This is a genomic window from Gordonia phosphorivorans (assembly GCF_042432625.1).
Lineage (GTDB): Bacteria > Actinomycetota > Actinomycetes > Mycobacteriales > Mycobacteriaceae > Gordonia > Gordonia phosphorivorans.
The window spans coordinates 585197-609005 of record NZ_JBHLWV010000020.1 but is presented as its reverse complement, the minus strand read 5'-3'; the positions used below and the strand labels follow the sequence as shown (position 1 = coordinate 609005).

The following is a 23809-nucleotide window of genomic DNA, read 5'->3' as shown; positions in this document are numbered from 1 at the left end:
ACCCGCGTACGGTAGATCACGATTCGTACCCGGACGGCGTTCGCCCGGGCAGCCACGGCAAGGAGTTGGATAGGCACCGATGGGTAAGTTCTCGAACGCGATGTGGCGCATGCTCGGTGCGCAGGCCACCCGGAACCAGTCGAAGTCCGTGGCGATGATCGAAGCCTCGGCCAAGCACGACGACTGGGCGCAGGGGCTGTCCGATGAGGAGTTCGCCGACGCGGCGGCCGAGCTCGACCTCGCGGTCGAGGGCGGCCGCATCCGTTTCCTGTCCCTGGCCCGGGAGGGCGGCACCCGAGCGCTGGAGATGACGCCGTTCGACGTGCAGTTGCAGGGCGCCCTGCGGATGCTCGAAGGCGACGTAGTGGAGATGGCCACCGGCGAGGGCAAGACCCTGGCCGGGGCGATCGCCGCCATCGGTTTCGCACTGTCCGGGCATTCGGTGCACGTCATCTCGGTGAACGACTACCTCGCCGGACGCGACGCGAAGTGGATGAAGCCGCTGTACGACCTTTTCGGCATCGACGTCGGCGCGCTGTCGGAGAAGTCGACGCCCGCCGAGCGCCGTGCCGCCTACGGCTGCCCGGTGACCTACGGCTCGGTCAACGAGATCGGCTTCGACGTGCTCCGCGACCATCTGGTCCTCACCGCGGACGGCCTCGTCGCGCCGACTCCCGACGTCGCGATCGTCGACGAGGCCGACTCGGTCCTGGTCGACGAGGCACTGGTGCCGTTGATCCTGGCCGGTGCCACCCCCGCCGCCATTCCCAACAGCGCGATCTTCGACGTGGTCTCCCGCCTCAAGGGCAAGCATTACGACATCGACTCCGACGGCCGCAACGTCTCGCTGACCGAGGAGGGTGCACAGCTGGTGGAGGCCACGCTCGGTGGCATCAACCTGTACGACGACGAGCACGTCGGCTCCACGCTGGTGCACGTGAACGTCGCGCTGTACGCCTACTACCTGCTCGAACGCGACGTGGACTACATCGTGCGCGACGGCGGCGTGCACCTGATCAACGCCTCGCGGGGCCGCGTGGCCCGGCTGCAGCGCTGGCCCGACGGCGTGCAGGCCGCGGTGGAGTTCAAGGAGGGCCTGGAGCTGACCGAGGCCGGTGAGGTGATCGACACCATCACCGTGCAGGCGCTGATCGGCCGCTACCCGAAGGTCGCCGGAATGACCGGTACCGCCATCGCCGCGGGCGAGCAGTTCCGCCAGTTCTACGGTCTGGAGGTCTCGCAGATCCCGTCGAACGCGCCGAACGTCCGCGAGGACGAACCCGATCGCGTCTACGACACCAAGGCCAACAAGGTGGAGGCGGTGGTCGAGTTCGTGGCCGCCACCCACGAGACCGGACAGCCGATCCTGATCGGCACGCACGACGTCGCGCAGTCGGAGGAGTTGGCGTACTTCCTGGAACGCGCGGGGGTGACCCCGGTGGTCCTCAACGCCAAGAACGACGCCGAGGAAGCCGCCATCATCGCCGAGGCCGGGCGCAAGGGCGCGGTGACGGTGTCCACGCAGATGGCCGGCCGTGGCACCGACATCCGTCTCGGCGGCTCCGCCGGCGACGACGCGGCCCGCGAGGAGGTCCTCGACCTCGGCGGCCTGTGCGTGGTCGGCACCGGGCGGTACGACACCGAACGGCTGGACAACCAGTTGCGCGGCCGCGCCGGCCGCCAGGGCGACCCGGGTCGCTCGGTGTTCTTCTCCAGCCTCGAGGACCCGCTGGTGACCAAGAACATCACCACGCTGCGCGAAGTGGTGGCCGACGGGTCGGACGGGTTGCTCGGCCCCAAGGGCATCGAGACCGTCGAGCAGGCCCAGCGCATCGCCGAAGCGGCCATGCTGACGCTGCACTCGAACACCTGGAGCTACAACAGGCAGGTCAACGAGCAGCGCGAGTCGATCGTGCGGCGGCGGATGGATCTACTCAAGACCGACGCCGCCGCGCGCGAACTGGAGAAGGCCGAGCCCGAGCGCTGGGCCGAGCTCAGCGCCGAACTCGACGACGAGGTGCTGACCGACGCCGCCCGCGAGATCGTGCTGTACCACCTGGATCGCGCATGGGCCGATCACCTGGCCTACGTCGCAGACGTCCAGGCCAGCATCCATCTGCGGGCCCTCGGCGCGCAGAGCCCGCTGGAGGAGTTCCACAAGCTGATCTTCGGCGAGTTCACCAAGATCGTGGACGAGGCGATGGCCGCCGCGGCCGCCACCTTCCGCGAGGTGACGATCACCGCCGACGGGGTGGACCTGGACGGTGCCGATCTGCACCGCTCCACCATGACGTGGACCTACCTGGTGAACGAGAACCAGTTCTCCGCCGGTTCGCAGGCGATGCAGGGCATCGTGGGCATCTTCCGATGACCCACGGCTCCGATCCGTCGGCGCCGCCCGAACGGGCCGACACCGTGTGGACGGTGCCCAATGCGCTCAGCCTGATGCGCCTGGCGCTGATTCCGGTGTTCGTCTGGGTGCTGATGGTCGCCGACTCGCCCGGCTGGGCGCTGGCGATCCTGATCGTCTCCGGACTGTCGGACTGGCTCGACGGCAAGCTGGCCCGGTGGCTGGATCAGTCGTCGAAGATCGGCGCCTTGCTCGATCCGGCCGCCGACCGGTTGTACGTGATCGTGATCCCGATCTGTTTCGGGCTCAAGGGGTATGTGCCCTGGTGGGTGATCGGCTTGATCGTCGCGCGCGACGTGCTGCTGCTGGCCACCGCGCCGCTGCTCAAGAGTCGAGGCATCACGGCGCTGCCCACGCTGTACATCGGCAAGGCCGCCACCTTCGCCCTGATGAGTTCGTTCCCGTGGCTGCTCGGCGGGCAGATCGACGGGATCGTCGGGACCGTGGCGTTCCCGATCGGCTGGGCGTTCCTGATCTGGGGCATCGGCATGTACCTGTGGACGCTGGTCCTGTACTGGATCCAGACCGTCGACGTGGTGCGGAGGCTACCCAGGGGGATCGCAGCGGCCGGTGCCGCCGACCGATAGAGTTCTACCCGGTGTGTGCGGTGGGTGCACGCCGTCCGAGAAGCCGGGGCCACAGGGCCCCGGCCGCAGAAAGGTGAGACCGTGACTTCCACCCAGGTTCCCGCGGAACTGCGCTACACCGCCGATCACGAGTGGCTCCGCAAGGTGGGACCGTCCACCGTGCGTGTCGGGATCACCGACTTCGCGCAGGACGCGCTCAACGACGTGGTCTTCGTGCAGCTGCCCGACGTCGACTCCGAGGTGATCGCCGGCGAGTCGTTCGCCGAGGTCGAGTCGCACAAGAGCGTCTCGGACATCTTCGGCCCGCTGGTCGGCACGATCTCGGCCACGAACGACGCCGTGGTCGATGCGCCCGAGCTGGTCAACTCCGATCCGTACGGGGAGGGCTGGCTGGTGGAGATCACCGTCGCCGACGATGCCGATCTGGACGCGCTGCTGGCCGATCTGCTCGACGCCGACGGATATCTCCAGGTCATCGCCGACTGATCGGCAGAAGTTTCGGCCAAGTAGAATTTGAACCATGCCCGATCGTCGGCGACTCGCTGACGACATCGGGGGTGAACCGGTAGGTTCTCTGGGTAAGAGATCCTGCCCGCGAACGCGCTCAACGGCGAGGAGTGTTCGCTGCCATGTATGTGCTTGACAGGACCGACCCAAGGTCGGCGAAGGAGTTGTGGTGAGCGGTAAAGACGACGGATTCGAAGCACCGGTGGAGACCACTTCGGTGTTCCGTGAAGAGTTCATCAAGGAGATCGACGCGCCCGCGACGACCCCCGAAGCCGGTGACACCGGCGTGGAGCGACTGCTGCCCGGCACGGCACTTCTGGTGGTCAAGCGCGGACCCAACGCCGGGTCGCGCTTCCTGCTGGATCAGGCGACCACCTCGGCGGGCCGCCACCCCGACAGCGACATCTTCCTCGACGATGTGACGGTGAGCCGTCGCCACGCCGAGTTCCGGCTGTCCGGCACCGACTTCAAGGTGGTCGACGTCGGGAGCCTCAACGGCACCTACGTGAACCGTGAGCCGGTCGACGATGCCACGCTCACCAGCGGTGACGAGGTGCAGATCGGCAAGTTCCGCCTGGTCTTCCTGTCCGGCCCCCGCGCCGGGGAATAGGACATTCCGCCCCCGTGACAGCGAATGCTGCGCGCGCGGATTCGGTGCGCGCGGAAGTCGAGAACCGGTCGATGTCGATCGGTGCGGTGCTCACGCTCCTGCGCGAAGACTTCCCCGATGTGACCATCTCCAAGATCCGCTTCCTGGAAGCGGAGGGCCTGGTGACACCGGATCGGGCACCGTCGGGCTACCGGCGGTTCTCCGAGTCCGACTGCGAGCGTCTGCGCTTCGTGCTGACGGCACAGCGTGACCGCTATCTGCCGTTGAAGGTGATCCGCGAGCAACTCGACGCGATCGACGCCGAAGCGGCGGAAGGCCCCGGCACCCGACTGTTGTCGTCGGCCCGCAGTGCCGTCGCTCCGGCGACCGATTTCGCGACCCGCGGCGGCCGTGTCTCGCGGGAGGTGCTGATCGAGCGGACGGGCGTGGACAACGCCTTCATCGCCGAGCTGATGCGCAACAGCCTGCTGTCGTCGGGGCCGGGCGGCTTCTTCGACGAGGACGCGGTCCGGCTGGTCGAGGCGGCGGCGGCGCTGGCCAATTTCGGCCTGGAGACGCGCCACCTGCGTGCGTTCAAGGTCAGTGCCGACCGGGAGGCGGGTCTGGTCGCTCAGATCGCCGGCCCCATCGCCAAGGGCAAGGGGACCGGTGCGCGCGACCGTGCGGAGGAACTGATCCGCGAGATGGCGGCGCTGTCGGTGACGCTGCATACTCAATTGGTGAAGGCCGCCGTCCGCGGCGTGCTCGACTGAACGCGCAGAGAGGGCAGAACCGATGGGTGAGATGCGGATCGTCGGTATCCGAGTGGAGGCCCCGCAGAATCAGCCCGTGCTGCTGCTGCGCGAGATAGAGGGGGCCCGCTACCTGGCCATCTGGATCGGCCAGAGCGAGGCGGCGTCGATCGCCTTGCAGCAGCGGGGTATCGAACCGCCGCGGCCGCTGACGCACGACCTGATCGTCAACCTGTGCGCGGCGTTCGATCAGCAACTGACCGAAGTGCGCATCGTCGACATGCAAGAGGGCACGTTCTACGCCGAGATGGTGTTCAGCGGCGGTGCCGTCGTCTCGGCCCGGCCCTCGGACGCGATCGCGGTGGCCATGCGTGTGGGCGCCACGATCGTCGCGAGCGACGAGGTGCTCGACGATGCAGGTCTGTCCATGCCCGAGGAGGACGGCGAGACGCCTGCCGAGGCGGCCAGCGACGACGACCTGGAAGCCTTCCGCGAGTTCCTCGATCACGTGTCGCCGGAGGACTTCCTCGGACCGAATCCGGACGGCCCGGAATCCTGATCTGACGGACGGCGGTCACGGAACGGTCACCGCCGGGTCACCATTGACCTACACCTCAACTTTAGGTTGAGGTTCGCCCGCGAGTCGCGTTGTTTACCGGCTCCGCAGTCCCTAGTTTCAATGTCAACGCCGTTGCCTAACTCGCGCGGCCGACACACTGAACCGATTCGGCGGAGTACCCTCAAGAAGAGGACCTCCACCGGTCCGATGTTGCGTGAGGGAGACACCGTGGGCGACCAGCCTTCTGATCTGCGTCCCGAAGAGCAGAGCGTGCTCGACGAGAAAGTGACCGAACCCGTACAGGGCGGTCTCGACGAAGTGGTCCCGGGTCTGTTCCCGAACGACACCGTGCCCGACGAACTCGTCGGCTACCGCGTGCCGAGCGCCTGCCAGATCGCCGGCATCACCTACCGCCAGTTGGACTACTGGGCCCGCACGTCGCTGGTGGTCCCGTCCATCCGCGGCGCCGCAGGCTCGGGCAGCCAGCGGCTCTACTCCTTCAAGGACATCCTGGTCCTGAAGATCGTCAAGCGGCTCCTCGATACCGGTATCTCCCTGCAGAACATCCGTGTCGCCGTCGATCACCTCCGCCAGCGCGGCGTCGAGGACCTGGCCCGGATCACCCTGTTCTCCGACGGCACCACCGTCTACGAGTGCACCTCGGCCGAGGAAGTGGTGGACCTCCTCCAGGGCGGCCAGGGCGTCTTCGGCATCGCGGTCTCCGGCGCCATGCGCGAGCTGACCGGCACCATCGCCGACTTCCCGGGCGAGCGCGCCGACGGCGGCGTCTCCGAAACCGCGCCGGAAGACGAGCTCGCGGCTCGCCGCAAGAACCGCACCCGCCGCACCGGATAGGTCGCCGGGCGGATAGCTCACCGGCCGCGGTGTGGGTACACTGACGGCACGTCGCTGAGCTGCGGGAGAGAGTCCCCTCGTGGGGCCGCCGAAGGAGCAACACCTCTCCGTCAAACTCTCAGGCACCCGGACCGTGGCAACAGTCGGCGTCTCTGGAAAGTGACGGGTCCGCGCCCACTCGGGAGCGGGAACCAGTCCGCCCACGGTGAAAGGCGCAGGCGCGGCCACCCCGGTCGTCGAGCGCTGAATCTCTCAGGCGTCACGCTTCTGCCGTGACATGACAGAGGGGGAGGGCCCCTGTCCGGCGCGCGCCGGACCGACCAGACGAGGCCGTCCCGCCATGACTGAAACCCTGCCCGCGCCCTTCGTGGCTCGCCACATCGGTCCCGACGCCGATGAGACCGCTCGCATCCTCGAGGTGCTCGGAGTGACCTCGCTCGACGAACTGGCCGAACGCGTGGTGCCCGCCGCGATCGCCGATTCCGAGGGGGCGTTGGCCGCCCTCGACGCGCCGCTCACCGAGGCGCAGACCACCGCGCGACTGCGGGAGCTGGCCGCCAAGAACACCGTGGCGCGCAGCATGATCGGCCTGGGCTACTACGACACCCACACCCCGGCGGTCCTCAAGCGCAACATCGTCGAAAGCCCCGCCTGGTACACCGCGTACACGCCGTACCAGCCGGAGATCAGCCAGGGACGCCTGGAGGTGCTGCTGAACTTCCAGACCATGGTCGCCGACCTCACCGGGATGGAGGTGGCCAACGCGTCGATGCTCGACGAGGCCACCGCGGCGGCCGAGGCCATGACGCTGCTGCGCCGCGCGGGCAAGTCCAAGTCGCCCCGACTGGTGGTCGACGTCGACCTGTTCCCGCAGACGCGCGCACTCATCGAGACCCGCGCCGAGCCGCTGGGCATCGAGGTGGTGGAGGCGGCGCTGGATCCGGCCGAGGCCGACGCCGGCCTGCCCGAGGGCGACTTCTTCGGCGTGATCCTGCAGGTGCCCGGCGCCAGCGGTCGCGTGGTCGACGCGACGCCGATCATCGACGCCGCCCATGAGCGCGGCGCCCTCGTGGCCGCCGGCGTGGATCTGCTGGCCGCCACCCTGATCACCCCGCCCGGCGAGCAGGGCGCCGATGCCTGCTTCGGCACCACCCAGCGCTTCGGCGTGCCGATGGGCTTCGGCGGACCGCACGCCGGCTACCTGGCCGTGCACGCCAAGCTCACCCGGCAGTTGCCCGGCCGCCTCGTCGGCGTGTCCAAGGACGCCGACGGCAACCTGGCCTACCGCCTGTCGCTGCAGACACGTGAACAGCACATCCGCCGCGAGAAGGCGACCAGCAACATCTGCACCGCGCAGGTCCTGCTGGCCGTGCTGGCCGCCATGTACGCCTCCTACCACGGGCCGACCGGCCTGACCGAGATCGCGCGGCGCGTGCACGGGCACGCCGTCGACCTGGCCGAACGCCTCACCGCGGCCGGTCGCACGGTGGCCCACCGCCGTTTCTTCGACACCCTCGTGGTGCAGGCACCCGGACAGGCGGAGGCCGTGGTGGCCACCGCCAAGTCCGAGTACGGCATCAACCTCCGCCTGATCGACGCCGACCAGGTCGGCATCGCGTGCGATGAGACCACCACCGAGGCCGACGTGGCCGACGTGCTGGCGGCCTTCGGCGTGGCCGCCGACGGCCCGGCCGACGAGTCCTTCGCCGCCGAGCTGGCCGACCGCACCAGCGACTTCCTCGGACACCCCTCGTTCCATCGCTACCGCACCGAGACCGCCATGCTGCGGTACCTGCGCATGCTGTCGGACAAGGACGTGGCGCTCGACCGCAGCATGATCCCGCTGGGCTCGTGCACCATGAAGCTCAACGCCACCACCGAGATGGAGCCGATCACCTGGCCCGAGTTCGGCGGCCTGCATCCCTTTGCGCCGCTGGAGGATTCGGTCGGCATCCGGGAACTGATCACCACCCTCGAGGACTGGCTGGTGGCCATCACCGGCTACGACCGGGTGAGCCTGCAGCCCAACGCCGGTTCGCAGGGCGAGTACGCCGGCCTGCTCGCGATCCGCAAGTACCACCTCGCCAACGGCGACACCGACCGCGACATCTGCCTGATTCCGTCGAGCGCCCACGGCACCAACGCCGCGTCCGCGGTGATGGCGGGCATGCGCGTGGTGGTGGTCGCGTGCCGCGAGAACGGCGACGTGGACACCGACGATCTGCGGGCCAAGATCGACAAGCATCGCGCCGAGCTGGCCGCGATCATGATCACCTACCCGTCCACCCACGGCGTCTTCGAGCACGAGGTGACCGACATCTGCGCCGCCGTGCACGATGCCGGCGGGCAGGTCTACGTCGACGGCGCCAACCTGAACGCGCTGGTGGGCCTGGCACGGCCGGGCCGTTTCGGCGGCGACGTCTCGCACCTGAACCTGCACAAGACCTTCTGCATCCCGCACGGCGGCGGCGGGCCGGGCGTCGGGCCGGTGGCGGTGCGCGAGCACCTGGCTCCGTTCCTGCCGGGTCATCCGCTGGCCTCGGAGCTGCCGGACACCGGGATCACCATCTCGGCCGCGCCGTACGGTTCGGCGTCGATCCTGCCGATCACCTACGCCTACATCGCGATGATGGGCGCCCAGGGGCTGCGCGAGGCCACGCTGACCGCGATCGCCTCGGCCAACTACATCGCGCGCCGGCTGGACGAGTACTTCCCGGTGCTCTACACCGATCCGAACGGATGGGTGGCGCACGAGTGCATCCTCGACCTCCGGGACCTGATCAAGCAGACCGGGGTGAGCGTCGACGATGTGGCCAAGCGCTTGGCGGACTACGGATTCCACGCTCCGACGATGAGCTTCCCGGTGGCCAACACCCTGATGGTGGAGCCCACCGAGAGTGAGAACCTCGACGAGATCGACGCGTTCATCGACGCGATGGTGGCCATCCGCGGCGAGATCGCCAAGGTCGCCGACGGCACCTGGACGCTCGAGGACAATCCGCTGGCCGGTGCTCCGCACACCGCCGAATGCCTGGCGGCCGAGTGGGACCGCGGCTACGACCGGATGACCGCGGTGTACCCGGCCGGACTGCCGTCCGCCGGGGCGCGGGCCAAGATCTGGCCGTCGGTGCGCCGCATCGACCAGGCCTTCGGCGACCGCAACCTGGTGTGCAGCTGCCCGCCGATCGAGGCCTTCGCACAAGACTGACGCGCGGGCCTTCGCGGAGTAGCGTCGATCTCACGACCAACCGCGGAGGCCGCCGTGAGCAAAGTGCGGGTGCACAACCTCTTCATCTCCCTCGACGGATTCAGCGCCGGGACCTATGTGACCGCCGACGAGCCGATCGGAGACGCCCGCGCGCTCTTCGGACGGTTCGACGGACGCGTCATCAACGGCGTCCACCACGTGGCGGAACCGATCACCGCCGACCGGATCTTCGCCAGCGCGTGGGGGCAGGGGATCGGTGCGGAGATCATGGGACGTCGGAAGTTCGGGCCGCAGTCCGGACCGTGGGACGACGATGACTGGCGTGGCTGGTGGGGCGATGCGCCGCCGTTCCGCACGCCGGTCGTGGTGCTCACCCACTACGAGCGTGCACCGCTCGCCTTCGACAACGGCACGGTCTTCCATTTCCTCGACGCCGACCCGGCGACCGCGCTGGCGTTCGCGCGGGAGTTGGCCGACGGCGGCGACATTCGGCTCGGCGGCGGTCCGTCGACCGTACGGCAATTCCTGGCGGCCGATCTCGTCGACTTCCTGCACCTGGTGACGGTGCCGGTGGTGCTCGGCGAGGGCACCTCCATCTGGCCGGGCACGGCAGGCCTCGCCGACGGCTTCGACATCGAGACGCTCACCACCGGCAGCGGCCTGACGCATCAGTTCTGGAACCGTCGGCGCTGACCCGGAGCGCGGCTACGGCGCGGTCAGGGCGGGATGCCAGATCTCGGTCAACACGTCGACGGCCGTCTCGGCGGACACCTCGATGGTGCCCTGCAGTGCCCATCGGGCGAAGAAGCGTTCCAACTGAGCCACCAGCAGCTCGATCCGCAGGCGGGCCTGGACGTGCTGCTCGGGCGGCCAACTGGCCAGATACCGGGGCATGGCCTCGGGGAGCGCATCGAGACCGTCGCGCACCGTCACGGTGAAGTCCGGCTCCAGAGCGGTCGCCTCGTCCCACGCCGTCAGGAGGTCGCGGTGCTCGTCGAACCAACCGATGGCACCGGCCAGCCACTGGCGGAAGTGCTCCCTGGTGCCGCCGGCCAGCGCGAGGTCGAGACCGTCGTAGAACTCCACCGCGGACAGGGCGTCGTCGGCGCTCACCGCGCGCAGGATCTCCACCTTGCTGGGAAAGTGCAGGTAGAAGGTGGCGCGACTGCACCCGACGGCATTGGCGATGTCGTCGACGGTGACCGCCGCGTAGCCGCGGTCGGTGAAGGCGGTCCGTGCGGCCTCCATCAGTCGGGCCCGGGTGGCACGCTTCTGTTCCTCACGCATGCCGCCGCGGCGCGGCGTGATTCTGGCTTCGCTCACCGCTCCACGGTGGCCGACCAGCGCCGTTTCCGCAAGGCTTTGCGTCCATTCACTGCGCACCCCGTCATTCAGTTGACAGTGCGTCAGCGAAACGGCACTATGGCGACAGTCACAACGAGGCACGAGCGGAGACCTACACCTCATGGGTTCACGACAGTTGCCGAAGGTCTGCGTCATCGGCGCGGGACCGTCGGGTATCGCGACCGCAAAACGACTGCAGGACAACGGGATTCCGTTCGACTGCTTCGAAGCCTCCGACGATGTGGGCGGCACCTGGTACTACCGGAACCCGAACGGCATGTCGGCCTGCTACCAGAGTCTGCACATCGACACCTCCAAGTGGCGGCTGGCGTTCGAGGACTTCCCGGTGCCAGCCGACTGGCCCGACTTCCCGCATCACTCGCAGCTGCACCAGTATCTGCGCGACTACGTGGACTATTTCGGGCTCCGCGAGAAGATCGAGTTCTCCACCAAGGTCGAGCACGTGCGGCGCCGGCCGGACGGCACCTGGAGCGTCACCCTGTCCACCGGGGAGGAGCGGTCCTACGATTTCGTCGCGGTCTGCAACGGCCACCACTGGGATCCGCGCCTGCCGGACTACCCCGGGGAGTTCGCCGGTGAGCTGATCCACAGCCACGCCTACAACGACCCCTTCGATCCGATCGACATGCGCGGCAAGCGCGTGATCGTGGTGGGCATGGGCAATTCCGGGCTGGACATCGCCTCGGAGCTGTCGCAGCGCTTCCTGGCCTCCCGGTTGACGGTGTCCACCCGCCGCGGCATCTGGGTGCTGCCCAAGTACATCGGCGGCGTGGCCGGCGACAAGAGCGTGGTGCCGCCGTGGATCCCCAAGAAGGTCTCGCTCAAGCTGATGCGCCGCTTCATCCGCAAGAACATCGGCTCGATGACCGGCTACGGGCTGCCCGAACCCGACCATCAGCCGTTCGAGGCCCACCCGTCGGCGAGCAACGAGTTCCTGGGGCGCGCCGGCGCCGGGGACATGGACTTCAAGCCGGCCATCGCCCGGCTCGACGGGCACACGGTGCACTTCGTCGACGGCACCTCGATCGAGGCCGACGTGATCGTGTGCGCCACCGGCTACCACATCAGCTTCCCGTTCTTCGACGACGCCGACCTGGTGCCGGACGCGCAGAACCGGCTGCCGCTGTACAAGCGCATGTTCGTGCCGGGCGTGGAGAATCTGGCGTACATGGGGCTGGCGCAACCGATGCCGACGCTGGTGAACTTCGCCGAGCAGCAGAGCAAGCTGCTCGTGGCGTACCTGACCGGCGCCTACGCGCTGCCGCCGGTCGCGGCCATGCGCGAAACCATCGCCGCCGACGAGCGCACCTACCTCGGCCGCTACTACGACTCGCCCCGGCACACCATCCAGGTGGAGTTCGATCCGTATGTGCGCGACCTGAACAAGGAGATCGCGCGCGGGGCCAAGCGCGCCAAGAGTCGCGGGGCGACGAGCCCGCTGCGGGCGGCGACGGCGACGCCGGTGGGAGCCGGGCGGTGAGCCTGCCACAGCAGATGCGTGCGCTGCAGTTGACCGATCCCGGCGTCATCGAGGTGCGCCAGGTCCCGGTGCCGACGCTCGCCGCCGACCAGGTCCTCGTCGAGGTGGGCGCCGCCGGCCTCTGCCACTCGGATCTGCACCTGCTGCACTTTCCGTACAAGATGCGCGAGGAGCCGCTCACCCTGGGACACGAGATCGCCGGCACCGTGGTGGCGGTCGGCTCGGCCGTCACCGAAGTGCCGGTCGGCCAGCGCAGCGCGGTGTACCTGTGTTGGTCGTGCGGGACGTGCAGGGAGTGTGCCGGCGGCAATGAGAACGTCTGTCGTGCCGCGGGCCGGACGGCGATGCCGCCGTGCCCCGGGCTGGGGCCGGACGGCGGCATGGCCGAGTACGTGGCCGTGCCCGCCCGCGCGGTCGTCGACATCGGCGACCTCGACTTCACACAGGCCGCACCGATCGCCGACGCCGGGCTGACCAGCATGCACGCCATCTCCGGGGTGGCCGATCACCTGTATCCGGGCGCGACCGCGGTGGTCGTCGGCGTCGGCGGGCTGGGCCATGTGGCCGTGCAGATCCTGGCCGCGACCAGTCCGGTGCGCATCGTCGCGGTGGATGTGGGCGCCGAACAGTTGGCGTTGGCGTCCGCCTGCGGCGCGGACGTGGTGCTCGAGTCCGGGCCGGACACCGCCGCGCAGATTCTGGCGCTCACCGACGGCCGCGGGGCTGAAGTGGTCCTCGACTTCGTCGGGGTCGACGAGACCGCGCAGCTGTCGGTGGCCGCGGTGGCGCCCAACGGGGCCTACCGGATGATCGGCCTGGGCGGCGGCGCTCCCGGTGTGACGGCCGAACCCGCGGGCGGGCCCGGATGGCCGTGGGGTGCGTCGATCCGCAAGTCGTACGGCGGCACGCGCCGGGACTTGATCGATGCGCTCGCCCTGGCGCGGGCCGGCAAGGTCACCGCGACGGTGGAGACCTTCGCGCTGGCGGACGGTCGGGTCGCTTTCGACCGCTTGGCGGCCGGATCGATCCGAGGACGCGCAGTACTGGTCCCGTGACGGACTTTCTGCAGTAGTAAGTAGTAGTCGAGAAAACCATCAACCCACTGGGAGGACATCAGTGAGCGAATCAGTAGACCCGCAGGATTTCGTGGCAGCGGTGTATGCGGGCCTATCGGCGCCGGGCGCGCCGTTCGAACTGCGCGAGGAGGAAGTGCTCGGGACCAAGATCCCGGTGCTGGTGAACCGGGACCGCTCGCTGGGCGCGGTGCTGGCCGATTCGCTGCGCTTCGGTGATCGCGACTACCTGATCACCGAGAACTCCCGCCTGACCTTCGCTGAGCACGGCGCCATGGTCGCGGCGTTCGCGACCGCGTTGCGCGAACGGTACGGCGTCGGGAAGGGCGATCGGGTCGGCATTCTGGCCGCGAACACGCCGGAATGGCTGGTGGCCTTCTGGGCCGCGCAGGCCCTCGGGGCGATCGCGGTGGGTTACAACTCGTGGTGGGCCCCGCGCGAGGTGGCCTATGCGGTGGAGAGCACCGAGCCGTCGGTCATCGTCGCCGACGCCAAGCGCGCCGCGATCCTCGCCGACGGCGGCGTCGACGTCCCGGTGATCACCATGGAGGAGGCGATGCCCGCGCTGCTGGAGGAATTCGCGGGCGCGGAGCTGCCGCAGACCGAGGTCGATGAGGAAGACCCGGCGGTGATCCTGTTCACCAGCGGCACCAGCGGTCGACCCAAGGGCGCCGTCCATTCCCAGCGCAACGTGCTCGGCGTGATCGACTACCACCGGCACAGCGACGCCGTGCTGGCCGCGTTCACCGGTGCCGAATGGTCGCGGGAAACCGTCTCCGAGCGCCGCTACCTGCTGACGTCGCCGCTGTTCCACATCGCCAGCCTGCACAACCTGGCCCTGCCGCGGTTGGCCAGCGGCGGCGCCGTGGTGATCTACCAGGGCGCCTTCGATCCGGAGCGGGCCCTGGCGCTGGTCGCCAAGGAGAAGGTCACCAACTGGGCGGTGGTGCCGACGATGGCCCAGCGCATCCTGGATGTCAAGGACCTGGAGAAGTTCGACCTGTCGGCGATGTCGGCCTTCGCGCTCGCCTCGGCGCCGTCGTCGCCTGCCCTGCAGCAGCGGCTGCGTGAACGGCTGCCGTTCGCACAGTTCTCGCTGGTCGACAGCTACGGCATGACCGAATGCGCCACCGCGATCGCCGTCGCGACGCCGCTGGATCTGATGGCGGTGCCGGGCAATGTAGGCCGCCCGGTGCTGGGCGTCCAGATGGAGCTGCGCGACCCGGAAGGCAATCGTGTGCCCGACGGCGAACTCGGCGAGGTCTGCGTCCGCAGCGCGTACGTGATGCTCGGCTACTGGAACGACCCGCAGGCCACGGCAGCGGCCATCACGAAGGATCGCTGGCTGCGCACCGGGGACTACGGGATGATCGACGGCGGCCGCCTGTTCCTCACCGGTCGGCGCTCGGACCTGATTCTGCGGGGCGGGGAGAACATCTACCCGCTGGAGGTGGAGCAGGTGCTCGACGAGCACCCGGCCGTCGCCGAATCGCTGGTCCTGGGCATCGACGACGCCGACCTCGGCTCGACGGTGGGCGCCGTGGTGGTGCTGCGCGAGGATCTACCCTCCGACGAAGTGCCCACCGAGCAGGAACTGACCGATTTCACCGCGGAACGACTGGCGTACTTCAAGGTGCCGGCGCAGTGGCGGATCACGTCGGATCCGTTGCCGCGCAACGCCACCGGCAAGACGATGCGGGCCAAGGTGAGTCTCTGACATGAGTGATTCGACGTCCCCTCGGTTCACCGACCGCACCGCGGTCGTCACCGGAGCCGCCTCCGGCATCGGTGCCGCGATCGCCCGACGACTGGTGGCCGAGGGGGCGTCGGTGCTCGCCCTGGACATCGCCGCGGACGCGCTGACCGGCCTGGCCGACGAACTCGGCGACCGCTGCGCACCCGTCGTCGCCGACGTGACCGACGAGGCGGCGGTGGCCGCCGCGGTCACCGCCGGCGTCGAGCGGTTCGGCGGCCTCGACCTGGCCTTCAACGTGGCCGGCGCCTCGCGCTACGGTGCCGTCACCGAATTGGCGGCCGAGGACTGGGACTTCACCGTCGACCTCGTCCAGAAGGCCGTCTTCCTCTGCGTCAAACATCAGGCGCGTCAGATGGTGGCCCAGGGCCGGGGCGGCGCGATCGTCAACGTCGCCTCGCTCAACGCCCACATCCCGATGGTCGGCGGCAGCCCGTACTCCACCGGGAAGGCCGGCGTGGAGATGTTCAGCAAGAACGCCGCGCTCGAACTGGCACCCGCGGGGATTCGCGTCAACGCGGTGCTGCCCGGACTGATCGACACGCCCCTGGTGGCGCCGGTCCTGGGCTACGAGCCCGCCAAGGACCTGTTCCTGGCGCGCATCCCGCTGCACCGCGCGGGCAGTCCCGACGAGGTGGCCGGCCCGTGCCTCTACCTGGCCTCCGACGACGCCGCCTACATCACCGGCACGTCGCTGGTGATCGATGGCGGGTGGGAGATCTCCAACTACGCGGACCTGTCGCGGTTGGGCTCGAGCTGACCGCCCGCGGCGGCCGAATATCCGAGAGAAGAAGGCGATGTCGGCATCCGCGACGGCCGAGTCGTCGCGGTCAGCCCGACTCCGCTCGACACCACCGATGCGGGTCGGATGATCGACGCGACGGGCAAGTGGGTGCTGCCGGGCATCCTCGACATCCACACCCACTACGACGTGGAGGTGCTGGCCAATCCCGGCCTGACCGAATCGCTGCGGCACGGCGTCACCACCGTCTTCCTCGGCTCCTGCTCGCTGTCGACGGTGCATGTGGGCGCGGAGGAGGCCGGTGACCTGTTCGGGCGGGTCGAGGCCATTCCGCGTCGGCACGTGGTGCAGACCCTCGACGAGCACAAGACCTGGTCCGGCGCGGCCGAGTACGTGCGGGCCCTGGAGTCGTACCCGCTCGGCCCGAACGTGGCGGCCTTCGTCGGCCACTCGGACATGCGCGTGGCGCAGATGGGACTGGAGCGCGCCACCACGCACGACATCACGCCGTCGGCCGCGGACCTGGCCGCCATGGAACGCATGCTCGACGAGGCGCTGAACGAGGGTTTCGTGGGGCTGTCGTCGCAGCAACTGCTCTTCGACAAGCTCGACGGCGACGTCTGTCGCTCGCGCACCCTGCCGTCGACCTACGCCACCCGCAGCGAGAAGCGGCGCCTCAACGCGATTCTGCGGAAGCGGCGTCGGGCGCTGCAGGGCGGACCGGACGTGGCCCGACCGCAGACCCTGGTGTCGATGGTGCTCTCCAGCCTCGGCATCGGGCGCCCCAAGCTCAAGGTAAGCCTGCTCTCGGCGGCCGACATCAAGGCCATCCCGGGCGTGATCCACCTGTTCCCCCTGATGGCGAAGGTGATCAACACGCTCGGCGGCGACTTCCGGTGGCAGCATCTGCCGGTGCCGTTCGAGGTGTACTCCGACGGCATCGATCTGCCGGTGTTCGAGGAGTTCGGGTCGGGCGCGGCGGCGCTGCACCTGTCCGACAAGCTGAGCGAGCAGCAGGCGCTGCTGGCCGACGAAGGCTACCGTCGCTGGTTCCGCAAGGACTACGACAAGAAGTACGGTCCGCGCGTGTGGCACCGGGACTTCTTCGACGCCGAGATCGTCGAATGCCCGGACGAGACGGTGATCGGCAAGACGTTCGGGCAGGTGGGTCTGGACCGCGGCGGTCTGCACCCGGTGGACGCCTTCCTCGACCTGGTGGTGGAGTACGGCGACAAGGTGCGCTGGCGCACCACCATCTCCAATCACCGCGAGGACGTGCTGAACACGCTCGCCGCCGATCCCGGGATCCAGCTCGGCTTCTCCGACGCCGGCGCCCACCTGCGCAACATGGCCTTCTACAACTTCGGTCTGCGCTACCTGCACCGGGTCCACGCGGCCGCCCAGGTCGGACAACCGTTCATGACCGTCGAACAGGCCGTCCGGCGGATGACGGGCGAACTGGCCGACTGGTACGGGCTCGACGCGGGCTATCTGCGCGTCGGCGCGCGCGCCGACGCCGTCGTGATCGATCCGGCGCACCTGGATGCGACGCTCGACGCCTACGCCGAGTCGCCCATCGAGGACTGGGGCAACCTGTCGCGGATGGTGAACCGCAACGACGACACGGTCACCGCCGTCTTGGTGAACGGACGCTACGTGTTCGGCGAAGGCGTCGCCGATCCGAGCCACGGCGTCGAGCGTAGCGGCGAGTTCCTCCGGGCCGACACCTGACCGAGGGGAGTCAGGCCCCCTCGCGGAGCACCTTGTCGATCTGGACCGAGGCGGCCGCTTCGGGGACCGGCAGCGGATCGGTGACCTCGTCGAAGGACACCGTGGCGGTGTTCTTCGGCAGGGGCCCGGCGCCGCGGAAACCGGACTCGGTGAGCAGCTTCATCTGCTCGGGCTTGCGGGCGAAGGTGAAGAACTCGGCGGTCGCGTCGGCGACGAAGTCCTGGACTTGCGTGCCGGACAGCTTGATCACCGGATAGTCCACCTGCGGGGTGGGCCCGACCGGGGCCACCGCGGCGACCGTGGCGCGGGCGTCGTCGCGGGTGAGCAGGTAGAGGTGCTGCTCGGTGATCGGGACGGCGCGGATGGGTGCGGTGGCCGGATCGGTGGAGTCGCCGATCGCGCGGACCGCGGCATCCACGGAGCCGTCCCCGGCGCTGGGCGGAGCCGACATCAGTTGTGCGACCGCGGCGACGACCTCGCCGGAGGAGGCCTGCGCGGCGGTGAGCGGTCCGGTGGCATCGGCGGTGGTCGCGGCGACGGCCTGCGCCGCGAGAGAGGTGGCATCCGACTGCGGGCCGGTCGGCATGGCCATGCGGATCGAGCCCCAACTGCGGTGGCCGAAGGCGCGCAGGGAGTTGGCGCGGGTCAATGCGGGCAGGTCGGCCCAGGCGATGCCGCCGTCGGCGGCGGCGGCCAGTTCCGGCTCGACGGCCAGCCGCACCGGCGAGGTCACCAACGACTCGGGGCGACCGGCCAGCACCGCGGGGGTGGCGACCTCGAGGGCGGCGGCCCACACCGACGATTCCGGCACCCAGGCGCCCGGGTACGCGCCGTGCGCCTGCGGATCCCACGTCTCGGCGGTCAACCCCTCCAGGGTGGCACGCGCATCGGCCGGGCGGACTTCGACGGTGACGCAGTGATCGCGGACGATCGGCTCGAGAGCGTTGTAGGTCTCGGCCATCTTCTGCAACGCCGGCGCGATCGCCGGGTCGGCGACGATGGGCACCAGACCCTCGCCGTCCAGGCATTGCGCGGCGACGACGCTGCCGTCGTCGATCCGTTCGCCGTACCCGCGCCAGGCCACGACGATGGCCACGATCAGAATCAGGCTCAACGCGCCGGCGAGCAACGGTCGGCTGAACAGCTGTCGGGTGCCGCCGCTGCGGTGTGTCCCCACTGGTGTCCCCTTCGTCGGGTGACGCGGGCATTCCGGTCCGAGCGACCGGGAAACCGACGTCACCACTCGTCTATATCAGTGCTGGGCAGGATGTGGTGGGCGGCGCGCGGAACTGCCGACCACTGATCGACGTCGAGCCCGGACAGAGAACTGTCCGGGCTCGACGTCGAGGTCACGCGATCAGGCGTTGACGGCCTTGTACTCGCGACGGGCGCGATGCAGGATCGGCTCGGTGTAGCCGCTCGGCTGCGCCGCCCCTTCCAGGATCAGCGCCTTGGCCGCCTGGAAGGCGATGTTGTCGGCGAAGTCCGGCGCCATCGGGCGGTACGTCGGGTCGTCGGCGTTCTGCCGGTCGACCACCGGTGCCATCCGCTCGAGGGCGGCGACGATGTCGGCTTCGCCCACGATGCCGTGGCGCAGCCAGTTGGCCAGCAACTGGCTGGAGATCCGCAGGGTGGCGCGGTCCTCCATCAGGCCGATGTCGTGGATGTCGGGCACCTTGGAGCAGCCGACGCCCTGGTCGACCCACCGGACCACGTAGCCGAGGATCGACTGGCAGTTGTTGTCCAGTTCCTCGCGCTTTTCTTCCTCGCTCCAGTTCGGGTTCGCCGCGAGCGGGATGGTCAGGATGTCCTCGAGCTTGGCGGGGTCGCGCTTGGCGATCTCGTTCTGCCGTTCGAACACGTCGACCTCGTGGTAGTGCAGCGCATGCAGGGTGGCCGCCGTCGGCGACGGAACCCACGCGGTGTTCGCGCCGGCCTTCGGGTGAGCGATCTTCTGCTCCACCATGTCGGCCATCAGGTCGGGCATGGCCCACATGCCCTTACCGATCTGCGCCTTGTGCTGCAGGCCGGCGGCCAGACCGGTGTCGACGTTCCAGTCCTCGTAGGCCTTGATCCAGGCCTGCTGCTTCATGTCGGCCTTGCGGACCATCGGTCCGGCCTCCATGGAGGTGTGGATCTCGTCGCCGGTGCGGTCGAGGAAGCCGGTGTTGATGAACACCACGCGCTCGGAGGCGTTGGCGATGGCGGCCTTGAGGTTGGCGGTGGTACGACGCTCCTCGTCCATGATTCCGACCTTGAGGGTGTTGCGCGGCAGCGACAGGACGTCCTCGACGCGACCGAACAGCTCGGCGGTGAAGGCCACCTCGTCCGGACCGTGCATCTTGGGCTTGACGATGTAGATCGAGCCGGTCCGCGAGTTCTGCAGGCCGTCGGCGCTCATGCCGTGGATGCCGATCGCCGAGGTGACCAGCGCATCCAGGATGCCCTCGGGCACCTCGTTGCCGTCGGCGTCGAGGATGGCCGGGTTGGTCATCAGGTGGCCGACGTTGCGGACGAACAGCAGCGAGCGGCCGTGCAGCTCCACGGGCTTGCCGTCGCGGCCGGTGTAGACGCGGTTCGGGTTCAGCACACGGGTGAACGTCTTGCCGCCCTTGGAGACCTCTTCGGCCAGGTCGCCCTTGTTCAGGCCCAGCCAGTTGCGGTAGCCGAGGACCTTGTCGTCGGCGTCGACGGCCGCGACCGAGTCCTCGAAGTCCATGATCGTGGTGACCGCGGACTCGAGGGCGACGTCCTTGATGCCCGCCGGGTCGGTGGAACCGATCGGGGAGTTCGGATCGAACAGGATGTCGATGTGCAGGCCGTTGTGGCGCAGCAGAATCGACGCCGGTGCCGTCGCATCGCCGGTGTAGCCGACGAAGGCATCCGGATCGGCGAAGGTGGTGGTCTCGCCGCCGGCGTTCACATCGCCCAGGACGACGGTGACCTTGTCGCCGTCGACCACGTAGCGGGTGGCGGCGGTGTGGCTGCCGTTCTCCAGCGGGACGGCCTTGTCCAGGAAGTCCTTGGCGAAGGCGATGACCTTGTCGCCGCGGACCTTGTTGTAGGACGAGCCCTTCTCGGCGCCGTCGGCCTCGCTGATGACGTCGGTGCCGTACAGCGCGTCGTACAGCGAACCCCAGCGGGCGTTCGAGGCGTTCAGTGCGAACCGGGCGTTGAGGACCGGGACCACCAGCTGCGGGCCGGCGGTGTCGGTGATCTCGACGTCGACACCGGCGGTGGTGATCTCGAAGTCGGCCGGCGGCTCGACGAGGTAGCCGATCTCCTTCAGGAAGTCGATGTAGGCGGCCTGGTCGGTGGCGCCGGGGTTGTTCCGGTGCCACTGGTCGAGCTGCGCCTGCAGGTCGTCACGGACGGCCAGCAGTTCGCGGTTGCGGGGCGCGAGGTCGCCGATGACGGCGGCAGCGCCTGCCCAGAAGGTTTCCGGATCGGTTCCGGTTCCGGGGAGTGCCTGCTCGTTCACGAAGTCGTACAGCACCTTCGCAACCTGCAGTCCATTGACGTTGACGCGTGCAGTCATGGCGACCCTTCTCTAGCTGGTGAGCTCTCATCCGGGTCAACCCGCGAGGGGCCCGGAGCATTCCGTGCGCGCGCCGATCCGCACGCACGACACGACCATGGTACTAGGCCTCCTACCTGCTGGTATTCGCAGGTCCCACGCCCGTCTTCGGTGTGCGGCCGGTCACAGGCGGGTGCCGACGCGGCCGGGGCGACGGGTCAGCGGATGCGGTGCGTGCCGTCACGGAGGTCGCCGACGAAGGCCTCGGCCAGATCGGCGAGCGCGATCACGCCGATGAGGGTGCCGCCCTCGTCGATCACCCCGGCCAGATGGGCACTCGCGCGGCGCAGATGTGCCGCGGCCTCGTCCAGCGGCGTGTGCGCCGCGACCCGCGGCAGCGGCCGTATCTTGTCGGTGCCCAGAATGCTGTCCGCACCGAGGTTCTCGTCGAGGATGTCGTCGAGCACGTCCTTGAGGTGCAGGTAGCCGATGTAGGAACCGTCCAGCCCGAGTACCGGGAAGCGGGAGTAGCCGGTCTCGCGGACCGCCAGTTCGACAGCGCCCAGGCGCGGCCCGAGTCGGCCGGTGCGGGCGTCGACGGCCACGTTGACGGTGCGCACCGCGCGCAACGGGATCATCACCTCGTCGACGGTGCGCTCCACCGTGCGCAGGGCGCGGGTGAGACGCTCATGCTCCTCCGCGTCGAGCAGGCCCAGTTCGCGGGATTCGATGATCATCTCGGCCAGCTCGGTCTCGTTCACCGTGGAGGAGACCTCGTCCTGGGGCTCCACCCCGAGCAGGCGCAGGAAGAAGTTGGACACCGCGTTGTAGAACCAGATGATCGGACGGACCAGACGGATGAACACCAGCTGCGCCGGAATCATCAGCATGGCGGCGCGTTCGGGGCCGGCCAGCGCGATGTTCTTGGGCACCATCTCGCCGAGCAGGATGTGCAGCACCACCACCAGGCTCAGCGCGATCACGAACGCGATCGGGTGCAGCAGGGCCTCCGGCACGCTGAGCAGATCCAGCGGCTTCTCGATCAGATGCGCGATCGCGGGCTCGCCGACGCGACCGAGGAGAATGGAACAGATCGTGATGCCCAGCTGGGAGCCGGCCAGCATCAACGACAGATTCTCCGAGGCCTTGATCACCGTGCGGGCCCGCTTCTTGCCGCTCTCCTCGAGGGCCACGAGACGGTCGCGGCGCGCGGCGATGAGTGCGAACTCGGCGCCCACGAAGAACGCGTTGGCGGCCAGCAGCACGACGGTCAGGATCACACCCCACCAGTCACCCATGATCGGCCTCCCGCGTCTCGGCGTCGGCCGCGGCCGGATGGATCGGGGTGAGCCAGACGGCGTCGACGCGGTGCCCGTCCATGGCCACCACCGTCGCGCGCCAGCCGGTGGTGAGCGACGGGTCGAGGTCGGCGTCGACGCTGCGGGCGGGCAGATCGACGATGTCGCCGACCTGCGGGATGGCGCCGAGCAGGAACATCACCTGCCCGCCGAGGGTCTCGTAGGCGCCCTCGGGGGCGCGGTAACCGGTGGCCTCGGCCACCTCGTCGTTGCGGAGCAGGCCCGAGCAGCGGAAGCCGTTGCCGACGCGGGTCACCTCCGACTCCTCGTCGTCGTGTTCGTCGGTGACGTTGCCGAGGATCTCCTCGATGAGGTCCTCGGAGGTGACGATGCCCGCGGTGCCACCGTATTCGTCGACCACCAGGCAGATCTCCAGGCCGTCGGCCTTGATGCGGTCCATCAGGGCGTCGCCGTCGAGGCTGCCCGGGACCCGGGTCATCGGCCGGGCCAGCGACCGCAGCGACGTGGTGGTCTGGGCGTGCGGGGGGACGGTGAACGACTGCTTGATGTGGACCACGCCGATCAGGTTGTCCAGGTCGCCGTCCTCGGCGAGCACGAAACGGGAATGGCCGGTCTGCGACGCCGCCGACACCAGATCGCGGACGGTGTCGCTGGGTTCGAGCGCCTGTACGCGGACGCGCGGGGTCATCAGTTCGTCGGCGGTCAGGGCGCCGAAGCGCAGGGACCGGTCGACCAGCTTCGCGGTGTCCGGGTCCAGTGCGCCGCGCAACGCCGAGTTGCGCACCAGCGCACCGAGCTCGGCGGCCGAGCGCGCCGACCCCAGTTCGTCGGTCGGCTCGATGCCCAGGCGACGCACGATGGCGTTGGCGGTGCCGTTGAGACCGAGGATGGCGGGCTTGAACAGCGTGGAGAACACGATCATCGCGCCGGAGGTGGCCCGCGCCACGGTCAACGGCTTGGTGATGGCCCAGTTCTTGGGCATCAGCTCGCCGATCACCATCGACAGCGAGGTGGCGATGATCAACGCCAGCGCCAGCGTGATGCCGGCGACCACGCCGTCGGAGAAGGGGAGGTGCCGCAGCAGCGGATCCATCAGCTGGGCGAGCACCGGTTCGGCGAGATAACCGGTGATCAACGTGGTGATGGTGATACCGAGCTGGGCGCCGGAGAGCTGGAACGACAGGGTGCGGTGGGCGCGCTCGACCGACCGGGCCCGGCGATCGCCGTGGCGCACCAGATCGTCCTTGACGGTGGACCGCTCGAGTGCGGTGAGGGAGAACTCGGAGGCGACGAACAGCGCGGTGCCGAGGGTCAGCGCGAAGAAGCCGACGAGTTTGACGATGATCAGGAAGATCTCCATGC

Annotated in this window: 19 protein-coding genes and 1 riboswitch; of the genes, 14 read left to right on the top strand and 5 right to left on the bottom strand. The window is 69.0% G+C overall.

Translation table 11 applies throughout. The annotated features are described in order from the left end of the window. Positions 1-79: 79 nt before the first annotated feature. The 9 genes from secA2 to ACFFJD_RS12025 all read left to right on the top strand — a co-directional run bounded on the left by secA2 (position 80) and on the right by ACFFJD_RS12025 (position 10160). A complete protein-coding gene (gene secA2 / locus ACFFJD_RS12065) occupies positions 80-2371 on the top strand; it encodes an accessory Sec system translocase SecA2 (RefSeq protein ID WP_382364398.1) in 2292 nt (763 codons plus the stop codon). After that, positions 2368-2997 (top strand): CDP-alcohol phosphatidyltransferase family protein, encoded by a 630-nt coding sequence (locus ACFFJD_RS12060; RefSeq protein ID WP_382364396.1) that lies wholly within the window; start codon positions 2368-2370, stop codon positions 2995-2997. The genes secA2 and ACFFJD_RS12060 overlap by 4 nt, the downstream gene beginning before the upstream one ends. 81 nt (positions 2998-3078) lie before the next feature. Beyond that, positions 3079-3483 carry a glycine cleavage system protein GcvH gene (gcvH, locus tag ACFFJD_RS12055; protein WP_382364394.1) on the top strand — a complete coding sequence of 135 codons (405 nt, stop codon included), beginning with the start codon at positions 3079-3081 and terminating at the stop codon, positions 3481-3483. Positions 3484-3673: 190 nt separating this feature from the next. Next, positions 3674-4114 carry a glycogen accumulation regulator GarA gene (gene garA / locus ACFFJD_RS12050; RefSeq protein ID WP_382364392.1) on the top strand — a complete coding sequence of 147 codons (441 nt, stop codon included), beginning with the start codon at positions 3674-3676 and terminating at the stop codon, positions 4112-4114. Between the two features lie 14 nt (positions 4115-4128). Further along, complete coding sequence (gene ftsR / locus ACFFJD_RS12045) at positions 4129-4866, top strand: transcriptional regulator FtsR (RefSeq protein WP_446685294.1); 738 nt, start codon at positions 4129-4131, stop codon at positions 4864-4866. A 22-nt stretch (positions 4867-4888) separates the two neighbouring features. Next, entirely contained in the window at positions 4889-5404 is a 516-nt protein-coding gene (locus tag ACFFJD_RS12040; RefSeq protein WP_382364390.1) for a bifunctional nuclease family protein, read from the top strand. Positions 5405-5653: 249 nt separating this feature from the next. Beyond that, entirely contained in the window at positions 5654-6259 is a 606-nt protein-coding gene (locus tag ACFFJD_RS12035; RefSeq protein WP_382364492.1) for a MerR family transcriptional regulator, read from the top strand. A 52-nt stretch (positions 6260-6311) separates the two neighbouring features. Continuing rightward, positions 6312-6403: riboswitch (glycine riboswitch) on the top strand. A gap of 196 nt (positions 6404-6599) precedes the next feature. After that, positions 6600-9467 (top strand): aminomethyl-transferring glycine dehydrogenase, encoded by a 2868-nt coding sequence (gene gcvP / locus ACFFJD_RS12030; protein ID WP_382364388.1) that lies wholly within the window; start codon positions 6600-6602, stop codon positions 9465-9467. 54 nt (positions 9468-9521) lie between these two features. Continuing rightward, positions 9522-10160, top strand: coding sequence for a dihydrofolate reductase family protein (locus tag ACFFJD_RS12025; RefSeq protein WP_382364386.1), 639 nt, complete (start codon positions 9522-9524; stop codon positions 10158-10160). A gap of 12 nt (positions 10161-10172) precedes the next feature. On the opposite strand, the gene ACFFJD_RS12020 is transcribed toward ACFFJD_RS12025, so the two are convergent. Further along, on the bottom strand, positions 10173-10754 hold the full coding sequence (locus ACFFJD_RS12020; protein ID WP_382364490.1) for a TetR/AcrR family transcriptional regulator: 582 nt from the start codon (positions 10752-10754) through the stop codon (positions 10173-10175). 178 nt (positions 10755-10932) lie between these two features. On the opposite strand from ACFFJD_RS12020, the gene ACFFJD_RS12015 reads away from it, so the two are divergent. The 5 genes from ACFFJD_RS12015 to ACFFJD_RS11995 all read left to right on the top strand — a co-directional run bounded on the left by ACFFJD_RS12015 (position 10933) and on the right by ACFFJD_RS11995 (position 17611). Beyond that, positions 10933-12312, top strand: a complete 1380-nt coding sequence (locus tag ACFFJD_RS12015) for a flavin-containing monooxygenase (RefSeq protein ID WP_382364384.1) — start codon at positions 10933-10935, stop codon at positions 12310-12312. 14 nt (positions 12313-12326) lie between these two features. Beyond that, the gene (locus tag ACFFJD_RS12010; protein WP_382364489.1) at positions 12327-13367 is read left to right on the top strand and encodes an alcohol dehydrogenase catalytic domain-containing protein; all 1041 of its coding nucleotides are present in this window, start codon (positions 12327-12329) and stop codon (positions 13365-13367) included. Between the two features lie 61 nt (positions 13368-13428). Beyond that, on the top strand, positions 13429-15102 hold the full coding sequence (gene casG, locus ACFFJD_RS12005) for a steroid-24-oyl-CoA synthetase (RefSeq protein ID WP_382364382.1): 1674 nt from the start codon (positions 13429-13431) through the stop codon (positions 15100-15102). 1 nt (position 15103) lies between these two features. Then, positions 15104-15898, top strand: a complete 795-nt coding sequence (locus tag ACFFJD_RS12000; RefSeq protein ID WP_382364381.1) for an SDR family NAD(P)-dependent oxidoreductase — start codon at positions 15104-15106, stop codon at positions 15896-15898. Between the two features lie 108 nt (positions 15899-16006). Then, the gene (locus tag ACFFJD_RS11995) at positions 16007-17611 is read left to right on the top strand and encodes an N-acyl-D-amino-acid deacylase family protein (protein ID WP_382364379.1); all 1605 of its coding nucleotides are present in this window, start codon (positions 16007-16009) and stop codon (positions 17609-17611) included. A 10-nt stretch (positions 17612-17621) separates the two neighbouring features. Here ACFFJD_RS11995 and ACFFJD_RS11990 read toward each other — a convergent pair whose 3' ends face one another. From ACFFJD_RS11990 to ACFFJD_RS11975, 4 genes are all read right to left on the bottom strand, one after another. After that, on the bottom strand, positions 17622-18788 hold the full coding sequence (locus ACFFJD_RS11990; RefSeq protein ID WP_382364377.1) for a hypothetical protein: 1167 nt from the start codon (positions 18786-18788) through the stop codon (positions 17622-17624). A 180-nt stretch (positions 18789-18968) separates the two neighbouring features. After that, positions 18969-21149: a malate synthase G gene (locus ACFFJD_RS11985; protein ID WP_382364375.1), complete on the bottom strand. Its 2181-nt coding sequence runs from the start codon at positions 21147-21149 to the stop codon at positions 18969-18971. A 197-nt stretch (positions 21150-21346) separates the two neighbouring features. After that, positions 21347-22426, bottom strand: a complete 1080-nt coding sequence (locus ACFFJD_RS11980) for a hemolysin family protein (RefSeq protein WP_382364373.1) — start codon at positions 22424-22426, stop codon at positions 21347-21349. Next, positions 22419-23807 (bottom strand): hemolysin family protein, encoded by a 1389-nt coding sequence (locus tag ACFFJD_RS11975; protein ID WP_382364371.1) that lies wholly within the window; start codon positions 23805-23807, stop codon positions 22419-22421. The genes ACFFJD_RS11980 and ACFFJD_RS11975 overlap by 8 nt, the downstream gene beginning before the upstream one ends. Positions 23808-23809 lie beyond the last annotated feature (2 nt).

Excerpts from the sequence above, each read along its gene's own strand:
- secA2 (WP_382364398.1), top strand. The coding sequence starts at position 80 with ATGGGTAAGTTCTCGAACGCGATGTGGCGCATGCTCGGTGCGCAGGCC.
- ACFFJD_RS12060 (WP_382364396.1), top strand. The coding sequence starts at position 2,368 with ATGACCCACGGCTCCGATCCGTCGGCGCCGCCCGAACGGGCCGACACC.
- ACFFJD_RS12040 (WP_382364390.1), top strand. The coding sequence starts at position 4,889 with ATGGGTGAGATGCGGATCGTCGGTATCCGAGTGGAGGCCCCGCAGAAT.
- gcvP (WP_382364388.1), top strand. The coding sequence starts at position 6,600 with ATGACTGAAACCCTGCCCGCGCCCTTCGTGGCTCGCCACATCGGTCCC.
- ACFFJD_RS12020 (WP_382364490.1), bottom strand. The coding sequence starts at position 10,754 with ATGCGTGAGGAACAGAAGCGTGCCACCCGGGCCCGACTGATGGAGGCC.
- ACFFJD_RS12015 (WP_382364384.1), top strand. The coding sequence starts at position 10,933 with ATGGGTTCACGACAGTTGCCGAAGGTCTGCGTCATCGGCGCGGGACCG.
- ACFFJD_RS12010 (WP_382364489.1), top strand. The coding sequence starts at position 12,327 with ATGCGTGCGCTGCAGTTGACCGATCCCGGCGTCATCGAGGTGCGCCAG.
- ACFFJD_RS12000 (WP_382364381.1), top strand. The coding sequence starts at position 15,104 with ATGAGTGATTCGACGTCCCCTCGGTTCACCGACCGCACCGCGGTCGTC.
- ACFFJD_RS11995 (WP_382364379.1), top strand. The coding sequence starts at position 16,007 with ATGATCGACGCGACGGGCAAGTGGGTGCTGCCGGGCATCCTCGACATC.
- ACFFJD_RS11985 (WP_382364375.1), bottom strand. The coding sequence starts at position 21,149 with ATGACTGCACGCGTCAACGTCAATGGACTGCAGGTTGCGAAGGTGCTG.
- ACFFJD_RS11980 (WP_382364373.1), bottom strand. The coding sequence starts at position 22,426 with ATGGGTGACTGGTGGGGTGTGATCCTGACCGTCGTGCTGCTGGCCGCC.
- ACFFJD_RS11975 (WP_382364371.1), bottom strand. The coding sequence starts at position 23,807 with ATGGAGATCTTCCTGATCATCGTCAAACTCGTCGGCTTCTTCGCGCTG.